This window comes from Burkholderia sp. 9779_493, from assembly GCF_015712215.1.
Classification (GTDB): Bacteria; Pseudomonadota; Gammaproteobacteria; order Burkholderiales; family Burkholderiaceae; genus Burkholderia; species Burkholderia cenocepacia.
The window spans coordinates 1-401 of sequence record NZ_JACCQA010000123.1; the positions used below are offsets into that span (position 1 = coordinate 1).

The following is a 401-nucleotide window of genomic DNA, read 5'->3' on the forward strand; positions in this document are numbered from 1 at the left end:
AACCAGATCAACGTGCTGACCGGTGCGCTGCCAGCGCAGTACGGCTACCGCACCGCCGGTATCGTCGACATCACCACCAAAGGCGCGTCGACCGACGAGGATGGCGAGCCGAAGGCCTTTGGCGGCGAGATCGGCACGGTGCTGGGCAGCAATGCCACGCACGAGGTCAATGCGCAGATCCAGGGCACGAAAGACCGCTTCAGCTATTACCTGTCAGGCGTGTTTGCCGAAAACAACATGGGCATTGAAAACCCGACGGGCAACCGTAACGCCACGCACGACCACACCACGCAAAACAAGTCGTTCGGCATGCTGTCGTACCTGCTTGATAGTGATAGCCGCGTAAGCTTCATGTTCGGCACGTCGAACGGCCGCTTCCAGATTCCGACGCGCCCGGGCTT

1 pseudogene is annotated in these 401 nt (G+C 60.6%); it reads left to right on the forward strand.

The window, feature by feature from the left end:
- A pseudogene (locus H0X95_RS35785) lies at nt 1–401 on the forward strand (TonB-dependent receptor); the annotation flags it as partial.